Below are 16340 nucleotides of genomic sequence, written 5' to 3'. Positions count from 1 at the left end.
ATTCATGGTCCATATGAATTTTCGCTGAAATTTATTCAGTCTTCATTCCGGGCGGAATACGTTACGCTGAGTGTCCTGAACCCGGGCGTTGCGCGAAGCGCAATTCGCGTCCGCCCACCAACGAGAGAGAACTATGTACTTCTACCAACCGTCTCAGGGGCACGGCCTGCCGCACGATCCGCTGAACGCCATTATTGGTCCACGTCCGATCGGCTGGATCTCCTCATGCGACAAGGCCGGTCAGCTCAACCTCGCACCGTATAGCTTCTTTAACTGCTTTAACTATCGCCCGCCGATCATCGGCTTTTCCAGCAACGGCTGGAAGGACAGCGTGCGTAATATTACCGAAACAAAGGAATTTGTCTGGAACCTGGCGACGCGCGATCTCGCGCAAGCGATGAACCAAACCTCTGCGATGCTTCCGCACGATCGGGATGAATTTAGCTTTGCCGGGTTAACGCCAGCGGCGAGCCAGCTGGTCAAAGCGCCCCGCGTCGCAGAAAGCCCTGTGAACTTTGAGTGCCGCCTGTCGCAGTGCATTCAGCTTACCTGTGCCGACGGCACACCGGTCGATACGTGGCTGGTGCTGGGGGAGGTGGTCGGTATCCATATTGCCGAAACGCTGCTGGAAGAGGGGATTTACCAGACGGCGAAAGCGCAGCCCATCCTGCGTGCGGGTGGGCCGACGGCGTATTATGGCATCAGTGACGAAAACCGGTTTGATATGGTGCGCCCGGGCGCGGATCAGTAGCCGGCTTTATCAATCACGAACTGTTTTCCGCAGTTACCCGGATGTGGCTGCGGGGCAAATGACGCCGCAGAAAGCGGGTTGTTAATGGTGTCCGCCTTCAGCGAAACCTGCATCTCGGTCAGATACGCCGGATTGCCGTTGCAGGTCAGCTTGATCGCTTTGATGTTTTCTTTGCCCCAGCTTTTGGCAACGGCACCGTCAAAGTCGCTGCGATTGACGGTTTTCCCGTAATTATCGGCGAGGAATTTACCGACCGCGCTGTTTTTAACTTCCTGATTCATCCGCACCATCGTGCCGAAATAGGCATCCGGATCGAAACCAAAGCAGACGCCATGTTTGGCATATTCATAACGTTCCAGGCAGGAATTACCGCCCGCGCCCGGCATCACGTCGTTGAGCTTTGCGGCTGCGGAAAGCGACAGTCCGGTTTCGGCGGCATCGCATTTGCGGCTAGCCTTTACTTCCGGCATGTTCGGAATGGGGCGCGTGGCGCAGCCAAAACGCATCCACCGACGTTCATCCACGCCGCGTGCGGCAATAGATTTCGGCAGGCCAGGCCATAGACCGTGAACGGTCAGAATATCGGCTTTATTATCGCGCTCTTTTTGCAGGCGACATTCGTCAGGTTCATTGCGGTTGCGTTCGACCATGCTCTGGCAAAAACCGGTTTGCCAGGACAGAGCCAGCACATAGCGATCGAAATCGCCATACTGTGTTGCCTTCAGCGGTTCCGCCTGTGCGGAGAAGAGACAGAGAGCAAGCGCGATTGCGCCAGACGGGATGACGATATCCTTCCTGAACATATGATTTCCTGATCGAATGAGCACGATTAATTTCTGGAAGTTATTAAAGCACAAAAAGCGCCTACAGGCGCTTTTTGGATATCCCTAATTTAGCTTAGGCCGCGCCGGGTACCAGCACTTCCGTGGCGATAATCACGATAATCAGACCAACTATAACGGGCACTGAGGTGCGTTTGACGACTTCGAATGGCGAGATTTTCGCCATCCCGGCAACGGCGACGACCACACCCGACACCGGCGAAATGGTACGGCCCAGGTTTGACGCCTGCAGCATGGGAATGGAAAGGTAGGCCGGGTTAATACCGGAGGAGTGAGCCAGTTTCGGGATCATCTCAACGAAAGCGTAGAAAGGCGCATTACCGGAACCGGTGGTCATCGCCGCCAGCATGGTGAGCACCACCAGAACCAGCATCAGGATAATACTGGCGGAGCCGAACGAGGTGGCGATAGAAATCAGGCTCTGGATAAAGCCGATCGTGCTCAGACCCTGGGCAAAAACGCCCGCTGCAACCAGCAGGATCACCACGCCAGCGAAGGCATCCGCCATACCGCGATACGCAACTTCCAGACCCGAGAAGACTTTTTGCGTGTTAAAACCGCGCACAAACTCCAGCACGGCGGCCAGCAGCATACAGATGACCAGAATGGTGATGATGTGCAGCTGTGGACCCCATTTTCCGTCAAAAATCAGCACTCCGACGATCGGGGTGAACGGCAGAATGGCATAGAACGCGGGAGCGGTCGTGGTGATTTCACTCACGTCCATCATTTCATGGCTGATGTTTTCTTTCTTATCGAGATAGCGCTGCCAGAAGAAATGCGCGATCCCCATGCCCACGATGGCAACAATTGAGATCGGTAACGTGGTTTTAAAGGCGAAGTCGATGAGTGACATCTCCGCCGCCTTTGCCGCCAGCACAACGTCGCCGGAGGTCGGGGAGAGAATAATCGCTGCCGGAGACGCGCAAATTGCCGCGGCCGCGCCACGGCTGATACCGACGTTCACCATGACCGGGAACAGCGTCGCCATGAGCAGTACGCCAAGCCCTGTAGCCGACGAAACGGCCAGTGACATGAGGCAGGCGAGGAAATAGGCTGCGACCATTAGCAGATACGGCGAGTTGATGTATTGCAGGGGTTTAGAGGCAAGCTTAACGACCATGTCGTTGGCGCCGATATGGGTCATATAGGCTGCAAAACCGCACAGCATCATGATCATCATACCCAGATCGCCGCCGCGGCTCATGAGCAATATTTTAATGTATTCAACAATATCTGTAGCCGTGTAACCGGTGCTGGTCGCGCTGGCAGGTAACACCTGGTGCCCCATTATTGCGCTGATAATCAGCAGCGTTAGACCGCCGACAAATAATACGCCCGTGGCCGAGTAGCCTTTAATGATGTAGCGTGCGACGCCGACAATGACGACGACTCCAATAAGGAGTTCGAATAACGTAAGCATGATTTCCCCTGTATCTCTGCTGCAATGGAGCACAAAAAATCAAAAAAAAGAAGGATGAAAATGTGCCGAATAATTGGCCTGTTCTTGCTGATTAAAATCAATAAACAGACGACTAAAGAACAGAACAACCGTCTTTTTGCCATGGCCCATACATTTATGTCATGAGGGCCTTGACCGTCAGAAATAGCGCAATATGTCCTAATAATGATAACAAATTGTTAATGTTTTGTGTGGTTTTACATGTCACTGATTCAGAACATTAAATGGGTAAAGTCACACCCCTTGTGGGTTTATTTTGAACGCATTGCCGCCTTTCCTTAAGAATATTCCCGAAAAGAAGCTGAATAATTAGGAATAACGCCGATGTCGTTAAGCTTTGATTCAACTACTTTATGGTAAACTTTGCCTCGAATACTAAGAATGGTAATTGCATTGTGATTGTACGTAATACATTTTTCTCTATTTTGTTGTTTATTTTTGGGCAGTTAACGTTTTGTTCTGTTGCACAGGCAGAAGGCAACGCGACGGATAAAGGCTGGTTCTCAACCTTTACGGATAATGTTTCCCAGACATGGACGGCACCTGAACATTATGATCTCTATGTCCCGGCAATAACGTGGCATGCGCGTTTTGCTTATGACAAAGAGAAAACCGATAAATACAACGAGCGTCCGTGGGGCGCGGGTTTTGGCCAGTCGCGCTGGGATGAAAAGGGAAACTGGCATGGCATCTATTTGATGGCCTTCAAAGACTCGTTTAATAAATGGGAGCCGATTGGGGGGTATGGTTGGGAAAAAACCTGGCGCCCGCTAGCGGACGAGAACTTCCACGTCGGTTTGGGCTATACCGCCGGGGTTACTGCACGTGACAACTGGAAATACATTCCAATCCCGGTACTGCTGCCTTTGGCCTCTATCGGCTATGGCCCCGCAACGTTCCAGATGACCTACATTCCGGGTACGTACAACAACGGTAACGTTTACTTCGCCTGGATGCGTTTTCAGTTTTAACTGACAAAACGTTACATGCTGGTGAAAAAACGCGCAGGCGTTGATTCATAAGCGATAAAAATCTGTCAGTGAAAATTAACGCGACTTTAGTCACTTTTTATCAAAGATCCGCTGGACAAAAGGTCCCACAATTGATGTACTGATAACCGACACAGCATTTGTGTCGTTTTTTAATGTAAAGGTAATTTTGATGTCTAAGATTAAAGGTAACGTTAAGTGGTTTAATGAGTCCAAAGGATTCGGTTTCATTACTCCTGAAGATGGCAGCAAAGACGTGTTCGTACACTTCTCTGCAATCCAGTCTAATGGTTTCAAAACTCTGGCTGAAGGTCAGCGTGTAGAGTTCGAAATCACTAACGGTGCCAAAGGCCCTTCTGCTGCTAACGTAATCGCTCTGTAATTCAGACGCGTCAGCAAGAATTTCAAAACCCGCTCACTGAGCGGGTTTTTTTCGTTTTGAATCAGCCAAGCAGATACATTTTCAGGAAGCTGGCAACGATCAGCACGCTCAACAACACCATTCCTGCGCTCATCAGACTCTGTTTCATTCTGTCACCCTCGTTCAGTATTACATTCAGAGTGACAGAGAAAAATTAAGCCAACATTAACGGTTCGGCTGTTAATGCGCGCTTGCGGAAGAAAATAGCCAAAATGCGATCCCCGTCATCGCAAAGGAGCCGAGCATATTGATCGCCACATTCATCAGCGCCCAGCCGATACGGCCTTCCTGAAAGAGAAAAACCGTCTCCGCAGAAAAGGTTGAGAAGGTGGTCAAACCGCCGCAGAATCCGGTGGTAATCAACACCTTCCACATTGGGTCGATGTGCGTCATTCGGTTAAACCAAGCCAGCCCCATACCAATGATAAAGGCACCAATCAGGTTTGCGGCAAGTGTCCCCATAGGAATCGCCTGATGCAGGGGGTTAAACCGCATACTCAGAAACCATCGCGCAACGCTACCCGTTCCCCCACCAATAAAAACGGCTAAAAGAAGTTGTAACACGCTAAATACCTGCTATTTGATGTGTAAGAGAAGCGAGTTTAACGCCGTTTATGATGAGGGGACAAATATGTATGTAGCGGTAGGGCAATTTGTGGTCACGCCTGACTGGCGTGAAAATGCGCTCACGTGCGTCGAACTGATGATGCAGGCCCGGCAGAAAGGCGCATCGCTGCTGGTTCTCCCCGAGGCGCTGCTGGCCAGGGATGATAACGATCCGGATTTATCCGTGAAGTCCGCGCAGCCGCTGGATGGCGAATTCTTACAGCAATTGCTCGGCCAAAGCGCAGGCAATACGATGACGACGATCTTAACGATCCATGTTCCCTCCACGCCGGGTCGCGCGGTGAATACGCTCGTGGCGATTCGTGACGGGGCCATCGTGGCACATTACGCCAAGCTTCACCTCTATGATGCGTTCAGCATCCAGGAGTCGCGACGCGTTGACCCCGGAGACAATATCCCTCCGCTGCTGGAGATTGACGGATTTAAGATCGGACTGATGACCTGCTATGACCTGCGTTTTCCCGAGCTGGCGCTCCATCTGGCGCTGCAGGGGGCTGACGTGCTGGTACTGCCTGCCGCGTGGGTCAAAGGGCCGTTAAAAGAGCATCACTGGGCAACGCTGCTTGCGGCACGCGCGCTGGATACAACCTGCTATGTCGTTGCCGCAGGGGAATGTGGCACGAAAAACATCGGGCAAAGCAGGGTGGTTGATCCGCTGGGGGTGACGATCGCCGCCGCCGCTGAAGCCCCGCATGTGCTGGTGGCGGAGATAAACTTAGAGAGAATTGCGCTTGCGCGTCAGCAATTACCCGTTCTTCGCAATCGTCGGTTTGCGCCACCGCAATTATTGTGATGTTTTTTTCAACAATGCTTGATTCACCTTGTTACAGATTGCTATTGTGTGCACGCGCAAAATGACCGTTAATACAGTCAGGTTTTGGCGCTGAATGCAGCCTGTTTTAAGTAAAGAAGGTATCTATGGGTGAGATTAGTATTACCAAACTGCTGGTGGTTGCCGCACTGGTCGTCCTGCTGTTTGGTACCAAGAAGTTACGCACGCTGGGTGGTGACCTGGGGGCTGCCATCAAAGGCTTTAAGAAAGCGATGAACGATGATGATGCAGCGGTGAAGAAAAGCGCCGAGGATAACGTCCCGGCAGACAAGCTTTCTCACAAAGAGTGACAGCAACGCCTGAGGGCTTGCGAAAAAAAACCGGCTCATGAGGCCGGTTTTTTTGTATTACTGTAAATGAATATTACAGCATTATTTAACTTCTTCGCCTTTAGCCTGCATATCGGCATGGTATGAGGAGCGAACGAATGGGCCGCAGGCAGCGTGGGTGAAGCCCATCGCCATCGCTTCGGCTTTCATTTCATCGAACTCGTCCGGGCTCACGTAGCGCTGCACCGGCAGGTGGTGACGGCTTGGCTGCAGATACTGTCCCAGGGTCAGCATGGTCACACCGTGGCGGCGAAGATCGCGCATCACCTCGATGATTTCATCATTGGTTTCACCCAGACCCACCATCAGACCAGACTTGGTCGGAATATGCGGATGCGCTTCTTTGAAACGCTCCAGCAGTTTCAGGGACCAGTTATAGTCAGCGCCCGGACGGACCTGACGGTAAAGACGCGGCACGTTCTCCAGGTTGTGGTTAAACACATCTGGCGGCGTCGCGGTCAGGATATCCAGCGCGCGGTCCATACGGCCGCGGAAGTCAGGCACCAGCGTCTCGATTTTGATGTTAGGGCTTTTCTCGCGAATGGCCGTAATACAGTCGGCGAAGTGCTGAGCACCACCATCACGCAGGTCGTCACGGTCAACGGATGTGATAACCACATAACGCAGCGCCATGTCAGCGATGGTCTGCGCTAGTTTCTGGGGTTCGTTAGCATCAGGCGCGACTGGACGGCCATGAGCAACATCGCAGAACGGGCAGCGGCGGGTACAGATAGCACCCAGAATCATAAACGTCGCGGTACCGTGATTGAAACATTCAGCAAGGTTCGGACAAGAGGCTTCTTCACACACGGAGTGAAGACCATTCTTGCGCATCGCCGCTTTGATCCCCTGGATACGCGAAGAGTCGGCCGGAAGTTTGATTTTCATCCATTCCGGTTTTCTTAACAGCGCCTCGCGCTCTGTAGCCACGTTTTTAACCGGGATAAGGGCCATTTTATCGGCATCGCGGTATTTAACACCGCGTTCCATCACAATGGGTTTACTCATAGCGTGCGTGTTCCAGTTGCGAATATCGAAGGAAAGCGTTTCAATTCAAGGGAATGTTGTATTTATCAACTATTTTTGAACGAACGACAGGCAGTATATCATTGAAACGGTCGTTAAAGCAGCCTGCCAGATCGCCAATTTGTAAAATAGTTGTTGTTTTGTGCCTTTTGCCCTGCGGGTTGCAGGGGCTTGTGCTGGCTAAACCTGTCAGAAGGCCTGACGGATGATGCGGATGACGTTTTCCAGGACCGGATCGCGCAAACTCAGCTTGTTGTAATGCAGTGAAATCTCGATAGATTCCGCATTAAGCTGGCTGAGCGGGATGCTTTCCAGCGGCCAGCATTTTTGTAGCAGGCTGTACAGGCGTGATGGCATAACGCACAGCATATCGCTGCTGCCGATCAGGGATGCGGTGGTAAACATATTGTAACTGCTGAAGCTGATCTGACGTTCCGGGAAAATTTCATCAATACGCTGACGAAGTGCATGATTAGATTGCCCTTCGGTCATGAAAGACGAGTGATCGTAGTTGCGCAGGTTTTCGATGGTTAACGGCTCGCTAAGAGCAGGATGCTGCTGGCGGCAAACCAGTACCAGGTTATCCGCATAAAGCACATTTTGCCCCAGCGCTCTGGCACTGAAGCTGCCGCTTTCAATAATCAGGTCCGTCTGGAACTGGGCAAGCTGAATGTCAGGTTCATTGAGAGGCACATTGCGAAGCAGGAGCTGCGGAGCATGCTCTTTTACGGCCTGGAAGATCGCCGGCATCACCAGCACCCCGACAGAAGGGGAACAGCCGATGGTGATGGTTCGCTGCTTATCATAGCTCCCGGTTAAATCCAGTGCGCCCAGAATCGACTCTAGCCCCTGGCTGATGTACTCGTGGAGATGCGTGGCATAAGCCGTCGGCGTTACCCCCTGGCCCTTACGGATAAATAACGGGTCGGGAAATATAGCGCGTAGCTTTTGGATTGACTGGCTTATTGCTGATGGCGTGAGATTAAGAATTTTCGCAGCGTTAACGATACCCTTATGGACATATACCGCCTCAAAAATAGTCAGTAAATTGAGATCAATATTACGTAAAGTCCGAAAAATTTGCGGCTTGTCTTCGCCACCGGGTTCATTCAGTCGTTTGGCTGGTAAATTATTATACTCCACGCTTTCACTCCGTATACATTCACAATATGAATGATAGTTGAATTTATTTATTATGCTTGTAGAGATTCGTAAAGTGTTGGTTTTGTTTCACTTGTTTATCAAGGGCAAACGGTTGTGTGATAATTGCTCACCTTACTTATGCCGTGTTTGCCATGCTTGCTGGAGGCTAAATAATATGTGACGGTAATATTCGGGCGCTTCGAAAATATAGAATCTGTGGATTATTGTAAAGTGCAAAAGCTGTAAATAAACAGTGGCCCGCCAAATTATCGAGCCATGTTGTATGATGTATTAAGCAGGGATATATTCGTATGGGGGATTGTTAAGTAGCGCTAACATCTGCTTTAAAAGCACGGGACGAATATGTTCTGGCGTAGCGGTTTCAACCCACTGACGCATTTGCGTCATTTCCATGCCGGCGTAGCCGCAGGGGTTAATGCGCTGGAAAGGCGCAAGGTCCATATTAATATTCAAGGCCAGGCCATGGAATGAGCAACCTTTACGAATACGCAGCCCCAGTGAGCAGATCTTCATTTCCCCAACGTAGACTCCCGGCGCATCGGCGCGTGGATGTGCGTCAATACCATATTCCGCCAGCGTGTTGACGACAGTTTGTTCCAGTAAGGTAACCAGTTCACGCACGCCCAGCTTTCTGCGCTTCAGATTGAGCAGGACGTACATCACCTGCTGACCGGGCCCATGATAAGTGACCTGACCGCCGCGATCGCTCTGAATAACCGGGATATCTCCCGTCATTAACAAATGCTCTGCTTTACCCGCCTGGCCTTGCGTAAATACCGGCAGGTGTTCGACCAGCCAGATCTCATCTGGGGTGCTGTCATCGCGTGAATCGGTGAAGTCATGCATAGCCTGGGAGACAGGCTCATAAGGTTGCAGCCCGAGGTGACGGACCAGAATTTTATCCTGATACAAAACTGCGTCTCCGAAGACGAGGGACAAAAGGTGTGGAGGAGTATATCACAGCGGGGGAGAGGGGTTACCCGGCAAACCGGGTAACCGCAAAGGGACTACAGCACCATACGAACAATTTCGATATTGCCGAGCTCTTCGTACAGCGTTTCCACCTGCTCAATATGTGTCGCAGTGATGGTAATAGAAACCGAGTGGTAGTTGCCCTTGCTGCTTGGTTTTACTGACGGAGAGTAGTCACCCGGCGCATGGCGCTGTACCACTTCAACCACCTGATCAACCAGCTCAGGTTTCGCCAGACCCATTACTTTGTAGGTAAATGAGGTTGGGAATTCAAGCAGTTCGTTAAGTTTGGTTTTCATGTCAGCTCCGGCGTAACGTCAAAAAATAATAACTCCCACGTCAGGTGGGAGTTATCAGGATACTTAGTATATGGGGATCAAAATCACACTTTCAAGTGTTCAATTTTTAACCAAACCAGTGGTGGAACATCAATTTAATGTAATCAATGATTTTGCCGAAGAAATTGCCTTCAGGAATTTCTTGCAGAACAACCAGCGGACGCTGATCGATCGTTTTTCCATCCAGCTGGAAGTTGATCGTACCCACAACCTGGTTTTTCTGCAGCGGGGCATGCAGCTCGGTGCTGTTCAGCACGTAGCTGGCTTTCAGATCCTTCATGCGACCGCGTGGAATGGTCAGATAGAGATCTTTATCAACGCCGAGTGAAGCACGGTCATTGTCGCCGAACCAGACGGGTTCAGACGCAAACTCTTTGCCTGCTTTCAGTGGGTTCACGGTTTCGAAGAAGCGGAAGCCCCAGGTCAGCAGTTTCTTGCTTTCTGTTTCACGACCTTTAAAGGTACGGCCGCCCATCACGGCAGAGATCAGACGCATCTGACCTTCAGTGGCAGAGGCCACCAGGTTGTAGCCCGCTTTGTCGGTGTGGCCTGTTTTGATGCCGTCAACGTTCAGGCTGTTATCCCACAGCAGGCCGTTACGGTTGGTCTGACGAATACCGTTGAAGGTGAACTCTTTCTCTTTATAGATAGAGTATTCATTCGGTACATCGCGGATCAGCGCCTGGCCAATCAGGGCCATGTCACGTGCAGAGCTGTACTGACCGTCTGCATCCAGGCCGTGTACGGTCTGGAAATGGCTGTTTTTCAGACCCAGTGCGTTAACGTAGCTGTTCATCAGGCCCACGAAGGCATCCTGGCTACCGGCGGCGAAGTCGGCCATCGCCACGCAGGCATCGTTACCAGACTGCAGGTTGATACCGCGAATCAGCTGGGAAACAGGAACCTGCATACCCGGCTTCAGGAACATCAGAGAGGAACCTTTGAAAACAGGGTTCCCGGTTGCCCACGCATCGTTACCGATGGTGACCAGATCCGATTCTTTGAATTTACCTGCTTTCATCGCCTGGCCGATAACGTAGCTGGTCATCATTTTGGTCAGACTGGCCGGGTCACGGCGGGCATCGGCATTCTGTTCTGCCAGCACTTTGCCAGAGTTGTAATCGATCAGGATGTAGGATTCCGCGTCGATTTGCGGAACGCCAGGGATCATGGTCTTGATATTCAGGTCATCGGCGTGAGCTGCAGAGAGCGCAGCAGCGCAAAGGGCCGTGGTCAGCGCCATGCGCTGCACAAAACGAGCAGAAAAAGTGGTCTTCATGGTCAGAACTACGACATCCGTGATGGAATTAAAAAAAGTGCCTTACTATAGCAAATGCTATTCAGGCAGGCATCCGACTTTAAGCATGAGTTTGTGAATGTGTTTTACACTAACTGACAATTCGGATACCGCCGGTTAATTATTTCGCAACAGCGATAAATGACTGAAGTTGAGCTTCATTCTGCAGACGCTGCTGCAGGGACGCGGCCTGCGATTTGCTGGCAAACGGTCCCATCTGAATGCGCCAGACCGCGCCGTTCTGCTCAACGCGTCCCGGTACGCCAAACTGCTGGCTCAGACGCTGTTGATACTGCCTGGCCCGGGCCTGATCGCTCACTGCGCCTACCTGAACCACATAGCTGCCGCTTGCCGCTGCTGGAGCCGCTACCACCGCACTTTGCGTGGCTGCAGGCGCCGTTACGGGAGCCGGCTGGGTTACTGGTGCCGCAACGGGAGCAGGGGCTGGAGTCGGCTCACTGCCTTCCAGCACGCCCGAGGCTAAGGTCGTCGGTGCGCCAAGAAAGCCACTACTCTTTACCGGCGCGCCGGTAGAATCCTCGCTTTGCAGCGTGTCATTGCTGATCGGGCGTATTTCTCCCCCCGGCTGAGCAGGCTCTGCCGGAGACGAGACGCTTCCCATTCCGCCGTCAAGATTTGGGCGATCAGGAAGGGCATAGGTCTGTTTTGCCACCGTCGTACACGCGGTACCCGGCCCGGAGAGCGAACCATCCTGTGCGACGATAATCGGGTCAATACGGACTTTGGTGTTGTTCGAGGTGTTCAGGCGATCGGCAGACGCGCGCGACAGGGAAATCACCCGGTCATTTCCGTAAGGACCACGGTCGTTGATCCGCACGACGATCATACGGCCATTCGCCAGGTTGGTGATACGGGCGTAGCTCGGGATCGGCAGCGTCGGGTGTGCTGCCGTCAGCTGCATTGGGTCGAACACTTCCCCGGAAGCCGTCAGGTTACTGCCTGGCTCGGCATCATAAATGGCGGCAAAGCCCGCCTGACTGAAACGGGAAGGATCCTGAACAATTTTATAGCTTTTGCCGTCGCGCTGGTAATCCTGATTGGCACTGGCATTCAGCGGTTCATAAACGGGATCGGCACCGCTAATTTCAACGATCGGGCCATTACACACCGCAGGCTGCGGCGGCGCGACGGTTGCCTGTTGCTGACCATCATCACTTGTGCAGGCCGCAAGTAAACTTGCCGCGATGCAGATCCCCAGCCACTGCTTACGCATTCCGATCCCCTTATTTTTATACGCTTTTTGACAACATTTTTCTGTGGGTATGGATCGACATCACGATACCAAACCCGGCCATCAACACGATCAGTGCCGAGCCTCCGTAACTCACCAGCGGCAGCGGTACGCCTACCACCGGCAGAATACCACTCACCATACCAATATTTACGAAGACATAAACGAATAAAATCAGCATCAACCCGCCGGCCATGACGCGACCAAAAGTGGTTTGTGCGCGTGCTGCAATCCACAATCCCCGCATGATCAGCAGTACGTACAGCGCCAGCAATATTAAGATACCAACCAGCCCCAGCTCTTCCGCCAGTACGGCAAAGATAAAGTCGGTGTGGCGTTCCGGTAAAAATTCCAGCTGCGACTGCGTGCCGTGCAGCCAGCCTTTACCGCGCAGGCCGCCGGAGCCAATCGCAATCTTGGACTGAATAATATGATAGCCCGCGCCCAGCGGATCGGTTTCCGGATCGAGCAGCATCATGACGCGCTGGCGCTGGTAATCATGCATCAGGAAGAACCAGAGGATAGGAATGAACGCTGCAATCAGCACCACCGCGATGCCAATCAGGCGCCAGCTCAGTCCCGACAGGAAAAGGACAAACAGGCCGGAAAGGGCGATAAGAATTGAGGTGCCAAGGTCAGGCTGCGCCGCAACCAGCAGCGTCGGCAGGAAAATCAGCACCAGCGCGATGGCGGTGTTTTTCAGCGACGGCGGACAGACGTCGCGGTTGATAAAGCGTGCCACCATCAATGGAACGGCGATTTTGGCAATTTCCGAGGGCTGGAAGCGGACAACGCCCAGATCCAGCCAGCGCTGCGCCCCTTTTGAAATGGCGCCAAACGCATCTACCGCAACCAGCAAAATAATACAGAAGATGTAGAGGTAGGGCGCCCAGCCTTCGTAGACGCGCGGCGGGATTTGCGCCATCACCACCATGATGATCAGACCCATGGCGATCTGGCCGATTTTGCGCTCCATCATGCCGATGTCCTGGCCGCTGGCGCTCCAGATAACCAGGGCGCTGTATACCAGCAGAGCCAGCAGGATCAGCAGCATGGCTGGGTCGATGTGGATTTTATCCCACAGCGATTTTTTATTTGGATTATCCGTCATGATTATTGGTCCTCCGCCGCAGCGGCGGCCGGGTTTTCAGCCGGCAGTTCGGTGTTGTTATCACCCAGCATAATGTGGTCAAGGATCTGGCGCATGATGGTCCCTACTGCTGGCCCGGCACCGCCGTTCTCCAGAATCATCGCCACCGCGACCTGCGGGTTATCATAAGGGGCAAACGCCGTCATCAGCTTATGGTCACGCAGACGTTCAGCAATGCGGTGCGCGTTATAGGTTTCGTTGGCTTTCAGACCAAACACCTGCGCAGTACCGGATTTCGCGGCCACTTTGTACGGCGTACCGGTGAAGTACTTATGCGCGGTACCGTTCGGGCGGTTTGCCACGCCGTACATACCGTCTTTCGCAATTTCCCAGAAGCCGGAATGGATGTCACCCACCGGGGCCTCGTGCGGCTGATTCCACGGCACTTTTTTGCCGTCTTCAACCGTACTCTGTAGCAGATGCGGCACTTTTACCACGCCGTCATTGATGAGGATCATCATGGCCTTGTTCATCTGAAGCGGCGTTGCCGTCCAGTAGCCCTGACCGATACCTACCGGAATGGTGTCACCCTGATACCACGGTTTTTTAAAGCGCTTCAGCTTCCATTCACGCGTTGGCATGTTGCCAGAACGTTCTTCTGAAAGGTCCACGCCGGTGTAATGCCCGTAGCCGAATTTGCTCATCCACTCTGACAGGCGGTCGATACCCATGTCATACGCCACCTGATAGAAGAAGGTATCCGCAGATTCTTCCAGCGATTTGGTGACGTTGAGATGACCGTGGCCCCATTTTTTCCAGTCACGATAGCGCTTATCTGAACCCGGCAGCTGCCACCAGCCCGGGTCAAACAGGCTGGTATTACGGTTGATGACGCCGGCACTCAGCGCAGAGACCGCCACGTACGGTTTAACCGTGGATGCCGGCGGGTAAACCCCTTGCGTCGCGCGGTTGACCAGCGGCGTGTTCGGGTCATTCAGCAGACCGGAATAGTCTTTACTCGAAATCCCATCAACAAAGAGGTTCGGGTCATAGCTAGGCATGGAGACCATTGCCAGGATACCGCCGGTACGAGGATCGGTGACCACAACGGCTGCACGGCTACCCGCCAGCAGGGTTTCGATATACTGCTGAAGTTTGAGGTCGAGCGTCAGATAGACGTCATGCCCCGCCTGAGGCGGCACTTCTTTTAGCTGACGGATCACGCGTCCACGGTTGTTAACCTCAACCTCTTCATAGCCGGTTTGCCCGTGCAGAACGTCTTCGTAGTAACGTTCGATCCCCAGCTTACCGATATCGTGCGTAGCAGCGTAGTTGGCCAGCTTGCCATCTTTATCAAGGCGGTCGACGTCTTTGTCATTAATCTTGGAAACGTAGCCAATCACATGCGTCAGCGCGGAGCCGTAGGGATAGTAGCGACGCTTATATCCCTTCACTTCCACGCCGGGGAAACGGTACTGATTCACCGCAAAGCGGGCCACCTGGACTTCCGTCAAATTGGTTTTAACCGGAATCGAGGTGAAGCGGTGAGAGCGGGCGCGCTCTTTTTTAAACGCCGCGATATCGTCATCGTTAAGGTCGACAACGCTTTTCAGCGCTTCCAGCGTATCCTGAACATTATCGACTTTTTCCGGCATCATCTCGATTTGATAGATGGTGCGGTTCAACGCCAGCGGGGTGCCGTTACGATCGTAAATAATGCCGCGGCTGGGTGCGATAGGCACCAGCTTAATGCGGTTTTCGTTTGAACGCGTCTGGTAGTCGGTAAAGCGGACAATTTGCAGATTATAGAGGTTGGCGATCAGCACGCCGGTAAGCAGCAAAATCCCGGTAAAGGCGACCAGCGCCCGGCGCACAAACAGCGCGGACTCAGCCGTATAGTCGCGAAAAGAATTCTGTAGTTTCATCCGCTGCTTAATCTACCCTGGTCAGTCATTACTCGCGGTGATAGGGGTGGTTGGTAGTAATGCTCCACGCGCGATACAGGCTTTCTGCCACCAGTACCCGAACGAGCGGGTGGGGAAGCGTCAGCGCGGAGAGGGACCAACTTTGTTCAGCCGCTGCTTTGCAGGCAGGGGATAACCCTTCTGGTCCGCCAATCAACAGACTGACGTCACGGCCATCCTGCTTCCAGCGCTCCAGTTCTTGCGCCAGCTGCGGCGTATCCCAGGGTTTACCTGGAATATCAAGGGTGACGATGCGGTTTTTGCCAGCGGCAGCCAGCATCAGTTCGCCCTCTTTATCGAGAATACGTTTGATATCAGCGTTCTTGCCGCGCTTACCGGCGGGAATTTCCACCAGCTCGAACGGCATGTCTTTTGGAAAACGACGCAAATATTCAGTAAAACCGGTTTGTACCCAGTCCGGCATTTTGGTGCCGACGGCGACCAGCTGCAACTTCACGCATTAACCCCAGAGTTTTTCCAGCTCATACAGGCGACGGCTCTCGTCCTGCATGACGTGGACAATCACATCGCCGAGGTCGACTACCACCCAGTCAGCCGTCGCTTCACCTTCAACACCCAGCGGCAACAGCCCTGCTGCACGCGATTCCTGAACCACGTGATCGGCAATTGAAACAACATGACGCGTCGATGTACCGGTGCAGATGATCATGCAGTCGGTAATACTGGATTTACCCTTAACGTCGATAGCGATGATGTCCTGACCTTTCAGGTCATCAATTTTGTCAATAACAAAATCCTGGAGTGCTTTACCCTGCAAGTTTTCCCCCTGGGGTGAATGAGATTGTAAAACTTTGAATTCGAAGCCAGACAGTATACCTGAACTCACGCCTGCGTCGGGACAAATGTCTCCGGCCGGGCTTTTGAAGGCGGGTATCATCCCACCCTCCGCCTGAGATTGCATTGCCATTTTTGTAAAACAATTTCTGTAAAGCAATGATCGGCGGGAAAGTCTGGCAGCGGAGA

18 protein-coding genes are annotated in these 16340 nt (G+C 52.7%); 5 read left to right on the top strand and 13 right to left on the bottom strand.

What is annotated here, in order from left to right; genetic code table 11:
• Positions 1-133 precede the first annotated feature (133 nt).
• Positions 134-751 (top strand): flavin reductase family protein, encoded by a 618-nt coding sequence (locus IM317_RS00740; RefSeq protein WP_033144919.1) that lies wholly within the window; start codon positions 134-136, stop codon positions 749-751.
• On the opposite strand, the gene rna is transcribed toward IM317_RS00740, so the two are convergent.
• Both rna and dcuC read right to left on the bottom strand, forming a co-directional pair.
• Positions 745-1554 (bottom strand): ribonuclease I, encoded by an 810-nt coding sequence (gene rna / locus IM317_RS00735; protein ID WP_033144920.1) that lies wholly within the window; start codon positions 1552-1554, stop codon positions 745-747. The genes IM317_RS00740 and rna overlap by 7 nt on opposite strands.
• A gap of 94 nt (positions 1555-1648) precedes the next feature.
• Entirely contained in the window at positions 1649-3016 is a 1368-nt protein-coding gene (gene dcuC, locus IM317_RS00730; protein ID WP_023310737.1) for an anaerobic C4-dicarboxylate transporter DcuC, read from the bottom strand.
• Between the two features lie 392 nt (positions 3017-3408).
• Here dcuC and pagP point away from each other — a divergent pair, with 392 nt between their 5' ends.
• Both pagP and cspE read left to right on the top strand, forming a co-directional pair.
• Entirely contained in the window at positions 3409-4026 is a 618-nt protein-coding gene (gene pagP / locus IM317_RS00725; RefSeq protein ID WP_045142917.1) for a lipid IV(A) palmitoyltransferase PagP, read from the top strand.
• A gap of 190 nt (positions 4027-4216) precedes the next feature.
• Entirely contained in the window at positions 4217-4426 is a 210-nt protein-coding gene (cspE, locus tag IM317_RS00720) for a transcription antiterminator/RNA stability regulator CspE (protein ID WP_002439184.1), read from the top strand.
• 219 nt (positions 4427-4645) lie between these two features.
• Here the strand turns inward: cspE and crcB are convergent, their stop codons facing one another.
• Positions 4646-5029 carry a fluoride efflux transporter CrcB gene (gene crcB, locus IM317_RS00715; protein ID WP_033144922.1) on the bottom strand — a complete coding sequence of 128 codons (384 nt, stop codon included), beginning with the start codon at positions 5027-5029 and terminating at the stop codon, positions 4646-4648.
• Positions 5030-5096: 67 nt separating this feature from the next.
• On the opposite strand from crcB, the gene IM317_RS00710 reads away from it, so the two are divergent.
• Both IM317_RS00710 and tatE read left to right on the top strand, forming a co-directional pair.
• Positions 5097-5885 carry a deaminated glutathione amidase gene (locus IM317_RS00710; RefSeq protein ID WP_033144923.1) on the top strand — a complete coding sequence of 263 codons (789 nt, stop codon included), beginning with the start codon at positions 5097-5099 and terminating at the stop codon, positions 5883-5885.
• A gap of 125 nt (positions 5886-6010) precedes the next feature.
• Positions 6011-6214 (top strand): twin-arginine translocase subunit TatE, encoded by a 204-nt coding sequence (gene tatE / locus IM317_RS00705; protein WP_033144924.1) that lies wholly within the window; start codon positions 6011-6013, stop codon positions 6212-6214.
• A gap of 81 nt (positions 6215-6295) precedes the next feature.
• Here the strand turns inward: tatE and lipA are convergent, their stop codons facing one another.
• The 10 genes from lipA to rsfS form a co-directional block, all read right to left on the bottom strand.
• Positions 6296-7261, bottom strand: a complete 966-nt coding sequence (gene lipA, locus IM317_RS00700) for a lipoyl synthase (RefSeq protein WP_013097595.1) — start codon at positions 7259-7261, stop codon at positions 6296-6298.
• Positions 7262-7468: 207 nt separating this feature from the next.
• A complete protein-coding gene (locus IM317_RS00695; protein WP_032665064.1) occupies positions 7469-8422 on the bottom strand; it encodes a YbeF family transcriptional regulator in 954 nt (317 codons plus the stop codon).
• Between the two features lie 291 nt (positions 8423-8713).
• Positions 8714-9355 (bottom strand): lipoyl(octanoyl) transferase LipB, encoded by a 642-nt coding sequence (gene lipB, locus IM317_RS00690; protein ID WP_033144925.1) that lies wholly within the window; start codon positions 9353-9355, stop codon positions 8714-8716.
• A 95-nt stretch (positions 9356-9450) separates the two neighbouring features.
• Complete coding sequence (ybeD, locus tag IM317_RS00685) at positions 9451-9714, bottom strand: DUF493 family protein YbeD (protein ID WP_006177135.1); 264 nt, start codon at positions 9712-9714, stop codon at positions 9451-9453.
• 106 nt (positions 9715-9820) lie between these two features.
• Positions 9821-11032: a D-alanyl-D-alanine carboxypeptidase DacA gene (dacA, locus tag IM317_RS00680; protein WP_032638844.1), complete on the bottom strand. Its 1212-nt coding sequence runs from the start codon at positions 11030-11032 to the stop codon at positions 9821-9823.
• 139 nt (positions 11033-11171) lie between these two features.
• A complete protein-coding gene (gene rlpA / locus IM317_RS00675) occupies positions 11172-12284 on the bottom strand; it encodes an endolytic peptidoglycan transglycosylase RlpA (RefSeq protein WP_033144926.1) in 1113 nt (370 codons plus the stop codon).
• Positions 12285-12300: 16 nt separating this feature from the next.
• A complete protein-coding gene (mrdB, locus tag IM317_RS00670) occupies positions 12301-13413 on the bottom strand; it encodes a peptidoglycan glycosyltransferase MrdB (protein WP_023310746.1) in 1113 nt (370 codons plus the stop codon).
• Between the two features lie 2 nt (positions 13414-13415).
• Positions 13416-15317 (bottom strand): peptidoglycan DD-transpeptidase MrdA, encoded by a 1902-nt coding sequence (gene mrdA / locus IM317_RS00665; RefSeq protein WP_033144927.1) that lies wholly within the window; start codon positions 15315-15317, stop codon positions 13416-13418.
• A gap of 28 nt (positions 15318-15345) precedes the next feature.
• Positions 15346-15813: a 23S rRNA (pseudouridine(1915)-N(3))-methyltransferase RlmH gene (gene rlmH / locus IM317_RS00660; RefSeq protein WP_023310748.1), complete on the bottom strand. Its 468-nt coding sequence runs from the start codon at positions 15811-15813 to the stop codon at positions 15346-15348.
• A 3-nt stretch (positions 15814-15816) separates the two neighbouring features.
• Positions 15817-16134: a ribosome silencing factor gene (gene rsfS, locus IM317_RS00655; protein ID WP_023334893.1), complete on the bottom strand. Its 318-nt coding sequence runs from the start codon at positions 16132-16134 to the stop codon at positions 15817-15819.
• Positions 16135-16340 lie beyond the last annotated feature (206 nt).

The sequence above is a fragment of the Enterobacter cloacae complex sp. S3 genome, from assembly GCF_014930495.1.
In the GTDB taxonomy this organism is placed as follows: domain Bacteria; phylum Pseudomonadota; class Gammaproteobacteria; order Enterobacterales; family Enterobacteriaceae; genus Enterobacter; species Enterobacter asburiae_B.
The sequence above is the reverse complement of the archived record's forward strand: the minus strand, read 5'-3'. Positions and strand labels throughout refer to the sequence as shown.

Excerpts from the sequence above, each read along its gene's own strand:
- IM317_RS00740 (WP_033144919.1), top strand. The coding sequence starts at position 134 with ATGTACTTCTACCAACCGTCTCAGGGGCACGGCCTGCCGCACGATCCG.
- rna (WP_033144920.1), bottom strand. The coding sequence starts at position 1,554 with ATGTTCAGGAAGGATATCGTCATCCCGTCTGGCGCAATCGCGCTTGCT.
- dcuC (WP_023310737.1), bottom strand. The coding sequence starts at position 3,016 with ATGCTTACGTTATTCGAACTCCTTATTGGAGTCGTCGTCATTGTCGGC.
- pagP (WP_045142917.1), top strand. The coding sequence starts at position 3,409 with ATGGTAAACTTTGCCTCGAATACTAAGAATGGTAATTGCATTGTGATT.
- cspE (WP_002439184.1), top strand. The coding sequence starts at position 4,217 with ATGTCTAAGATTAAAGGTAACGTTAAGTGGTTTAATGAGTCCAAAGGA.
- IM317_RS00710 (WP_033144923.1), top strand. The coding sequence starts at position 5,097 with ATGTATGTAGCGGTAGGGCAATTTGTGGTCACGCCTGACTGGCGTGAA.
- tatE (WP_033144924.1), top strand. The coding sequence starts at position 6,011 with ATGGGTGAGATTAGTATTACCAAACTGCTGGTGGTTGCCGCACTGGTC.
- lipA (WP_013097595.1), bottom strand. The coding sequence starts at position 7,261 with ATGAGTAAACCCATTGTGATGGAACGCGGTGTTAAATACCGCGATGCC.
- ybeD (WP_006177135.1), bottom strand. The coding sequence starts at position 9,714 with ATGAAAACCAAACTTAACGAACTGCTTGAATTCCCAACCTCATTTACC.
- dacA (WP_032638844.1), bottom strand. The coding sequence starts at position 11,032 with ATGAAGACCACTTTTTCTGCTCGTTTTGTGCAGCGCATGGCGCTGACC.
- rlpA (WP_033144926.1), bottom strand. The coding sequence starts at position 12,284 with ATGCGTAAGCAGTGGCTGGGGATCTGCATCGCGGCAAGTTTACTTGCG.
- mrdB (WP_023310746.1), bottom strand. The coding sequence starts at position 13,413 with ATGACGGATAATCCAAATAAAAAATCGCTGTGGGATAAAATCCACATC.
- mrdA (WP_033144927.1), bottom strand. The coding sequence starts at position 15,317 with ATGAAACTACAGAATTCTTTTCGCGACTATACGGCTGAGTCCGCGCTG.